Genomic DNA, 7,451 nt, shown 5'->3' with positions numbered 1-7,451 from the left:
CCCCCCGTTTTTTTTTCTACAATACCTCTTGTTGTTGTGTAAAATAAGTAAATCATTACTTATCAATGAGAGACTCAATGAACGAACTATTCGAAAACGGCCTTTTGACCGACTCATCCTACGCCTGCGTTCTCGCGGAAGCCGCCTCCTCCGGCATTAAGTCAGACAATCGCACTGGAACCCCCACTATTGGAACCTGCTATGTGAATTCGCAGTATCCGCTCTGGGGCGCTGCCGTTCCGCTTATCTCCTCCAAAGCCGTAAATCTGAAGCCCCTACTTGTAGAGCTTGAGTGGTATTTGAAAGGAACCGGCGACGTTGCGTTTCTCCGTGAGCATGACGTCAAAATCTGGGAAGCCTGGACGCGCGAGGATGGGACATTAGGCCCGGTATATGGCAAGCAATGGCGTCGCTGGAACGATACCCGGATCGTCGATCGATATGACTTTGTAAAAAACTACCAGAGTTATCTATACCGTGGATACAAAACTGAAGGCTACATCGGAGTCGAAGAAGATCGCGTTGTTCTGTCTCGTGAAATTGACCAGCTACAGCGCATTGTAGACAAGCTACGACGCGACCCGACTGATCGCCGCATAATGATGAGTGCGTGGAATGTTGGGGAACTCGAAGACATGGCGCTGCCCCCCTGCCACTTCATGTATCACGTTTGGAGCCGCGAACTCGGCTTTGAAGAGCGTCTACGCCAGGCAAATGCCATCGGTGAAGTACACGCCAAGTATCTACACGAGTCACGCTATACGGCCCTGCTGGCTGAGATCGCGCGTTGTGGCGAAGCCAGTGAGGAAATGCTGGACTCATTGAACATCCCACGCCGTGCGCTCTGTTCTGCAATGATTCAGCGCAGCGTCGATGTATTCGTGGGTATGCCATTCAATATCGCCGGCTACGGCATCCTGACGTCTCTGATTGCTCAGGTCACTAACCACATGCCGATGATGTTCTCTCACTTCGGTTTGGACGTTCACGTCTACGAAAACCACATGAGCGGTGTTAACGAGATGATGGATCGTGACATCCCGGAAAATTCAGATCCGGTCGTCATTTTCCCCGAGTCGTGGAAAGAGATTGATGACTTCCGCTGGCAGGACGTTCGCATCGAAGGTTACGCGCCGCATCCGTGGATCAAAGTGCCGGTGGCTGTTTGATATGGCTAAGGGAATGTTTGCGCTCGTGGAGCTGGATGACGTAGTCGCAGACAGCAGACATCGGGCCTCCGTCGACATTGAAAAAGACCGCATCGACATGATGGCCGGTGACGAGCTGATTTACCCAACGAGCAGGATGCTGAAAGGCTTTTATCGCTCGGGCATTGAAATCGTGCTGGTCACAACCAAACGACTTTTGAAAGAAGAGCGGGAAGTCACCAGAGCGTGGCTTTCCGCTCACGGCGTCGCCTACGACTATCTGGTTCAGGCCGAGAGCGTGGAGCATCTGACGCGATGGATCAAAGACAATCAGCGGGAAAATATTTTGGTCATGGCGATTTGTGCTGGCAACAAGCTAATCAGCATGGCGAATAACCACCCGCACAAACCTCATATTTACCAGGTTCAACGATGAGAATGATAGCGGCCGTTGGCCGAAATTTTGAAATAGGCAGAGGAAATGATCTGCCTTGGAAATGCTCAGCAGATTTGCGTCTCTTCAGAGAGCTGACGCACGGATTCACCGTGATCATGGGGAGAAAAACGGCTCAGAGCCTTGGAAAACCTCTACCCGGTCGACGCAATGTCATGTTGACGCGTTCACAAGGTATTGAAGTTCCGCAAGGCATCCAGAGCGCCTCAGTCGAACGCTGTTTACGCGAGTTCCCCAATGCCTGGGTTATCGGTGGATCTGCTGTGTACGAGGCGATGCTGTCACATGTTACGGAAGTCTGGCTAAGCCACATCAATGTCGAAGTGCCGGACGCTGATGCTTTCTTCCCCTTTGAAGCGATGCGTCAGATGGGGTTTGAAGCGGTTGACGTGGTAAATGAATTTATTGGTGATGACAATTCGCCGTCGTTTAAACAAATTGTTTACAGGAAGATGAAATGAAAATTGGTCTATGCGGTGCTCAGGGGACGGGCAAAACGACGCTGGCGAAAGCATACAGTGAAGCATCCGGCATTCCGTACCTTGACGCCAAAGTCGGGGATTATCTCAGCGATATTGGCGTCGATTTATCACGAGATGATATGCCTGTTGTTGAGCGCATGAAGGTACAGCTAATGGTGGCCGGCCACATCGCGAGTATTACGGAAGCGCCAGGTCTGCACAAGACCGGGTTTATCATAGATCGCACGCCGATCGACGTCATGGCGTATACCCACGACATTGCAGCCAAACACTACAAAAACGATGAAGTGCTGGAATTATATGCCCAGACTCACATGGTCTGCCTGGATGCGGCTGCGATGAATTTCAATCTGTGCCTCATGCTACGCCCCGGCGTCCAACTTTCCCCACAAGACCATTGTCGAAAGCAGAGAGCCTCGCTGCAGCCGTTCTACGTTAACCACATCAATATGCTCATGGCTTCGATGATCCTGTCATTCTCGCAAAAGGTGATTGGCGATGGTTTATCCCGGTTTGCGTTTATGCGGGACGATGTCATTGATCTGGAACTCCGTGTTAGTGCTCTGGATGAAATCGTCGGGAGCATTGCTTCAAATTCTGTTATGAAGTGCGAGCCTTGTCATTGATGTTGAACCCCTGATCTCATGAGTCAGAATAATAAAAAAAACAGAGGAAAACACATGTATAGCGCAGCCGAAGAGCTTGATAGAAAAGTCTCAGAAACCCTTGTGGACATTATCAAAAAACAGACTGGTGGATTGATGACGACGAATGAAGCGAAGGCGGCGATTCATTCGGTGTTCTGCTCTGTCATGGGTCTGGTTGGGGTCGATGTTGCTGAGCTTCTTGAAGAGGCGATGAATACGATAGAGAAGGAGCGACCTTCGCCGTTTCCGCTCTATATGAAAACCGCCAATGGTGCGTACATCACCGTATCACCAGACACTTCAGCAAGAAAGGTCACTGTAAAAATTATGGCGAGCGAGTACCGCACAATGGATTATGAGTGCGACAGCGCGGCCGGAACGATTAAAAAGGCACTGGAAGTGGCACAGCTGCTTACCAAACAGGGCGCGAAACGACTATGACAGTTGCAACAGGTATAGATATAGAGACAACAGGTCTTGACGTCTACTCGGGACATAAAATTATTGAGATCGCTCTCGTTTCATATGAGCTGGAGACCTCGCGGAAGATTAACGAAGTATCGCTGCGGTTCAATCCAAGACGGAATATAGATGCGAAGGCACAGGCGGTTCATCACATCTCACTTGAGATGTTGGCGGATTGCCCGCTATTCGAAGACAAGGCCGCTTCGCTGGCTAAAGCACTAGCCGCGGCGGACGTATGGGTTGCTCACAACGGTCGGCAATTCGATATTCCATTTATCACCAAGCAAATGAGAGATTGCGGCGTAGAATTAATTCAGCGACCTCTGATCGATACCATGGATGCGCGGTGGGCGTGTGAAAGTGGGAAGATCCCACGATTGCAGGAGCTGGCCGTTGCCATGGGGTTCGTTTATGACGAAGAAAAGGCGCATGGGGCGCTATACGATACAGACTTAATGATGCAGTGCTTCATTAAGGCCAGAAATGACTACGGATTTTTCCCCATACCCGCCTGACACCCACCACAAAGCCGCCTCCTGGCGGCTTTTATTATGCCTCAAAACAAATTGTTTACCTGTTTCATTCACTTCTCTGCCTGATGACACATGTCAAAATAGCTTCATCAAAACGATTATCACAAAGGAAAAACACATGAGCGCTACAAATTCAACCGCGAAAGAAAGCAGCAACGCTGATCTGATTGCAATGCTATCCGAACTGGACGGCCTTTCATCCATCGAAGAGCCAGATGTTTTGAAAGAAGAGGTTGTTGAAGTGAAGAAGTCACCAACCTACACAACTGATGATCTGTTCAGCGAACTCTTGCCGCTAGTCTCAGCTGAAAAGCCCGTCAGAAGTGAAGAAGAGGCAATAAAAGAGCTTCTGAGTAACATTGATGATGAAATTAAGCCGATTGAGAAACCGATAGAAGTGGTTGAAGCGCCGGCTGAAGCACCGGTTGAAGCGCCGGCTGAAGTGCCGGTAGTTGAAGAGCAGGCATCGGAAACAAGGTCAGAGCCTGAAAAGCCGAAACGCTCACCATCTTCAACAGGCGCTCGCAAAAAACGGTTCTCGATGGATCAGCTTTCTGACGAAGTCATGGCTGAGCTAGGTTTTGAGCGCAAAGCCTTCATGGATGGATATAATACCTGTCCGATAAAAGCGATGGACAAGATTCAGAACGTCATGGCCTGGAGCCAGGGGCTGGCTGAGCTTAGCGTATATACCCAGATATCGGTCACTCACCTAATTAACACAGGTGCCAGCGATACGGCAGGATTCCGTCTGGCTATGATGAGTAACCCAACTAAACCATACCCCTCATCGACCGCATCAGCGCAGGCGGGACAGATGATGAGCATCCTTCCGGTATTGGGGATGGCGATCAAAGATGGCAAAACGCTCACGTTGAATGAAGATTCCCCGCTGGTTAAGAAGTTCAAAAACGAGGCGATGTAATGGATATCAAGCGGCTTTTCCAGATGAAAAGACCATGCCCTGACTGCCCTTTCCTGAAGGACGGAGGTATAGAGCTTCATGAGGGACGTCTGGAACAGATTAAAAATGACTTACTGGTAGACGATCAGAGACCGTTTCAGTGCCACAAAACAACCTACTCAACAGGCGGAAGATATGACGACGACGGGGATCGATATCTACCGTCAGGAAAGGAGGCGTACTGCGCCGGCGCCATGGCTTTTCTCTACGCCAACAGACGAATGAATGTGCCAATGAGATTGGGCTTGATATACGGCGCACTGGATATCGCCGATTTAGAAGCCACCGTCCCACTTATCGACACCAGCATGTGAGACGAAGCAGGAAAGCCCCTCGTGGGCTTTTTCCTTGAAGATAATCATCGCATCATCCATCGCTAAAAAACGCGATCCCGAGCGTTACAGAGCAGATCTCGACACATCCTCTTGTTAGTTACAGTCAACACTGTAAAATAAGTAAACATTTACCTACTTACGGGGGCGTATGAACGGTTCTCAGAAAATCAAAAACAGAGAGCGAGACGGTAGTCTTCGAGACCTCTGGAGAACACCTATATGGCTGTTTAAAGCTATTGAGGCGTATCTCGGCATGAAGTTTCAGGTCGACGTCGCGTGCAATAAAGACAATGCGCTCCTGCCTGATTTTATAGGCGTTGAACGTGATGCGTTAAAGTCCAGTTGGGGTTCGCCTGGCACGACCGCGTTTCTCAATCCGCCCTACTCCAAAATCAAACCATGGATTGACGCCGCGACGCGTGAACAGGCCAACGGAGTGACAACTGTCATGCTCGTTCCTCAGTCCCTCGACACTCAGTGGTATCTGGATGTGAAACGCAGTGCGAACCAGACTGTGCTGATTGTGGGCGGGCGCGTGGCGTTCATGGAGCCAGACACTAATCTGGGACTGGTTGAAGTCAGAGAGAACACTGGAGGCAGCATGTTGCTCGTCTTCCGTGGGTTCTGTGGTGCTGCTGGACACCAGACGACAGAGATCGACATAGGCGTTATGAAGTCGCTGGGTGGGTATGATCCGCTGACGGCGAAGAGGAAGCCTCGAAAGAAGCCTGTTAAGAAACCTCTTCACCCCATTATGTTTTAAAGACTTTAAAAGATATTAAATATATATAGGAGCCAGGCTTATTTAAGAGATTCAGGCACTTACGTGCCTTAATCTCTGTTTTTCTGGAGTCTATTTTTTTCACTCACCTCAAACTACAGCTTTGTAGCCGGTTTACTGGCTTTAAGCTGGTTTTAAGCTAACGAAAGGATCACTGCATGACTTACGAAACAAATATCGTCGCCTTGGCGGAAAACGAATTTCTGGAAAACACTCGCAGACTGATGGAGAAGCGAGATACGGCGTTTAGTCTCTATCAATGGGTTGTGGATAGTCTGCGCGAAGGTAAACATGTCGATGAGATCGGGATGCTGGTTGGCGACCTGATTAACTCGAACTTTGCACTTGAGGTGCAGCTCAAGGGTCGTTCTGAGGCTCGATGATAAGTAATTATTTACTTATAAATATCTGGCATGTATCATTGCTGGGCTACCAATGGTAGCCCAAATTTTTTAGCAGCCAAGCTAACACAAAATGGCAACGACACCAGTCTCTCGGTGAGAAACGGTCGGGACTGGTGGAGCAGTAAAGAACCTTGAGCAAGCGCTCTTGGGAAGGCCCAGACGGGATTTGTAGCATAGGGTCTGTATTGCCGGTGTGGACGCGAAGTGGTAACTCGCGTCGGTTGAGGGCAAAAGCTACAGGGCTGTGAGACAGGGGGAGCGACTTAGATACCTGACTCACAGAATAAAAGCTCAACCATTAAATTCTAAGAGGAACCTATACGAGTAAGCCCTTTCCACGAGAATGAAAGTGCTTACCAGTAGGGGGAGTTGCTGGACTTACGCCTAACTTTTTCGATTAAAAAGACACTGATTCGACCGAACCGTTAAACAATATGGGTCGAAGTTTTTTTAACGAAATCGTTAGGATAAGTATGTCCAGCAGCCCCTACCGAGAAGATTAAAAACATCAGCGAAACGGCGAAACAGAGAAGCGTAAGGCAACGAACTGGAAAGGCGAAATGGCGAAAAAACCAACAAAACAAAAAGGCATCAAATACAACCGGCAGAAACATATCTCTGACAAAAACATGGCGACAAAATTTGACCCGCGTTTGAAAGAGGTTGTTCTGTATACGGACGGATCATGCCTGAAGAACCCAGGCGGTGCTGGTGGAGTTGCGGCCATCGTTCGTTTTGGCGAACACTATAAAACAGTTCAAGAAGGTTTTCGCTCCACAACCAATAACCGCATGGAAATGCTCGCTGCGATCCGAGGGTTGGATCTACTTAATCAAAAATGCAACGTGACGATCTACACGGATAGCCAGTACCTAATTAATGGCATTTCGCTGTGGATTAAAGGTTGGAAAAAGCGCGGCTGGAAGCTGGCGAACGGTGAGCGGGTTAAAAATGTGGATCTCTGGCAGGAGCTGGATGCTGCGGTATCCGGTCATCGTGTCCGTTGGTGTTGGGTTAAAGGTCATGATGGAAACCCAGACAATGAGCTGTGCGACATGATGGCGCGATCGGCTGCTGAATCGCCAACGATGGTTGATCGTATTTACGAATCTATTTGTGCCTATAATTAATAAGTAAGTGTTTACTTATTGACTGGCGTGTTGTATCTTTGGTCTGCAAGGATGATAGCGCGGTTAGCGCTTGTCTCATGGAAGAGACGACCTGTAAGGGGGGGGGGG

The 7,451-nt window shown here is 49.2% G+C and carries 11 protein-coding genes; all 11 read left to right on the top strand.

Annotated features, from left to right (window positions below; all coding sequences use genetic code 11):
- Positions 1-77 precede the first annotated feature (77 nt).
- Positions 78-1,169: a thymidylate synthase gene (locus HMPREF9538_RS15810; protein ID WP_009484861.1), complete on the top strand. Its 1,092-nt coding sequence runs from the start codon at positions 78-80 to the stop codon at positions 1,167-1,169.
- A gap of 13 nt (positions 1,170-1,182) precedes the next feature.
- Entirely contained in the window at positions 1,183-1,584 is a 402-nt protein-coding gene (locus tag HMPREF9538_RS15815; protein WP_049127999.1) for a hypothetical protein, read from the top strand.
- Entirely contained in the window at positions 1,581-2,063 is a 483-nt protein-coding gene (locus HMPREF9538_RS15820) for a dihydrofolate reductase (protein WP_009484859.1), read from the top strand. The genes HMPREF9538_RS15815 and HMPREF9538_RS15820 overlap by 4 nt, the downstream gene beginning before the upstream one ends.
- Complete coding sequence (locus HMPREF9538_RS0127505; RefSeq protein WP_009484858.1) at positions 2,060-2,710, top strand: AAA family ATPase; 651 nt, start codon at positions 2,060-2,062, stop codon at positions 2,708-2,710. Before HMPREF9538_RS15820 ends, HMPREF9538_RS0127505 begins: the two co-directional genes overlap by 4 nt.
- A 54-nt stretch (positions 2,711-2,764) precedes the next feature.
- Complete coding sequence (locus HMPREF9538_RS15825; RefSeq protein WP_032410447.1) at positions 2,765-3,172, top strand: hypothetical protein; 408 nt, start codon at positions 2,765-2,767, stop codon at positions 3,170-3,172.
- Complete coding sequence (locus HMPREF9538_RS15830; RefSeq protein ID WP_009484856.1) at positions 3,169-3,711, top strand: 3'-5' exonuclease; 543 nt, start codon at positions 3,169-3,171, stop codon at positions 3,709-3,711. The genes HMPREF9538_RS15825 and HMPREF9538_RS15830 overlap by 4 nt, the downstream gene beginning before the upstream one ends.
- A gap of 136 nt (positions 3,712-3,847) precedes the next feature.
- A complete protein-coding gene (locus HMPREF9538_RS15835) occupies positions 3,848-4,654 on the top strand; it encodes a hypothetical protein (protein WP_009484855.1) in 807 nt (268 codons plus the stop codon).
- A complete protein-coding gene (locus HMPREF9538_RS15840; protein WP_009484854.1) occupies positions 4,654-5,007 on the top strand; it encodes a hypothetical protein in 354 nt (117 codons plus the stop codon). Before HMPREF9538_RS15835 ends, HMPREF9538_RS15840 begins: the two co-directional genes overlap by 1 nt.
- A gap of 169 nt (positions 5,008-5,176) precedes the next feature.
- Positions 5,177-5,791 (top strand): phage N-6-adenine-methyltransferase, encoded by a 615-nt coding sequence (locus tag HMPREF9538_RS15845; protein WP_009484853.1) that lies wholly within the window; start codon positions 5,177-5,179, stop codon positions 5,789-5,791.
- A gap of 176 nt (positions 5,792-5,967) precedes the next feature.
- Positions 5,968-6,192, top strand: coding sequence for a hypothetical protein (locus HMPREF9538_RS15850; RefSeq protein ID WP_009484852.1), 225 nt, complete (start codon positions 5,968-5,970; stop codon positions 6,190-6,192).
- A gap of 650 nt (positions 6,193-6,842) precedes the next feature.
- Positions 6,843-7,343, top strand: a complete 501-nt coding sequence (gene rnhA / locus HMPREF9538_RS15855) for a ribonuclease HI (protein ID WP_032410487.1) — start codon at positions 6,843-6,845, stop codon at positions 7,341-7,343.
- Positions 7,344-7,451 lie beyond the last annotated feature (108 nt).

Source organism: Klebsiella sp. MS 92-3, assembly GCF_000195655.1.
GTDB lineage: Bacteria > Pseudomonadota > Gammaproteobacteria > Enterobacterales > Enterobacteriaceae > Klebsiella > Klebsiella pneumoniae.
Note: the sequence above shows the minus strand (reverse complement) of the source record. Positions and strands in the feature narration are given on the sequence as shown.

Coding starts and splice junctions, on each gene's coding strand:
- HMPREF9538_RS15810 (WP_009484861.1), top strand. CDS start 78: ATGAACGAACTATTCGAAAACGGCCTTTTGACCGACTCATCCTACGCC.
- HMPREF9538_RS15815 (WP_049127999.1), top strand. CDS start 1,183: ATGTTTGCGCTCGTGGAGCTGGATGACGTAGTCGCAGACAGCAGACAT.
- HMPREF9538_RS15820 (WP_009484859.1), top strand. CDS start 1,581: ATGAGAATGATAGCGGCCGTTGGCCGAAATTTTGAAATAGGCAGAGGA.
- HMPREF9538_RS0127505 (WP_009484858.1), top strand. CDS start 2,060: ATGAAAATTGGTCTATGCGGTGCTCAGGGGACGGGCAAAACGACGCTG.
- HMPREF9538_RS15825 (WP_032410447.1), top strand. CDS start 2,765: ATGTATAGCGCAGCCGAAGAGCTTGATAGAAAAGTCTCAGAAACCCTT.
- HMPREF9538_RS15830 (WP_009484856.1), top strand. CDS start 3,169: ATGACAGTTGCAACAGGTATAGATATAGAGACAACAGGTCTTGACGTC.
- HMPREF9538_RS15835 (WP_009484855.1), top strand. CDS start 3,848: ATGAGCGCTACAAATTCAACCGCGAAAGAAAGCAGCAACGCTGATCTG.
- HMPREF9538_RS15840 (WP_009484854.1), top strand. CDS start 4,654: ATGGATATCAAGCGGCTTTTCCAGATGAAAAGACCATGCCCTGACTGC.
- HMPREF9538_RS15845 (WP_009484853.1), top strand. CDS start 5,177: ATGAACGGTTCTCAGAAAATCAAAAACAGAGAGCGAGACGGTAGTCTT.
- HMPREF9538_RS15850 (WP_009484852.1), top strand. CDS start 5,968: ATGACTTACGAAACAAATATCGTCGCCTTGGCGGAAAACGAATTTCTG.
- rnhA (WP_032410487.1), top strand. CDS start 6,843: ATGGCGACAAAATTTGACCCGCGTTTGAAAGAGGTTGTTCTGTATACG.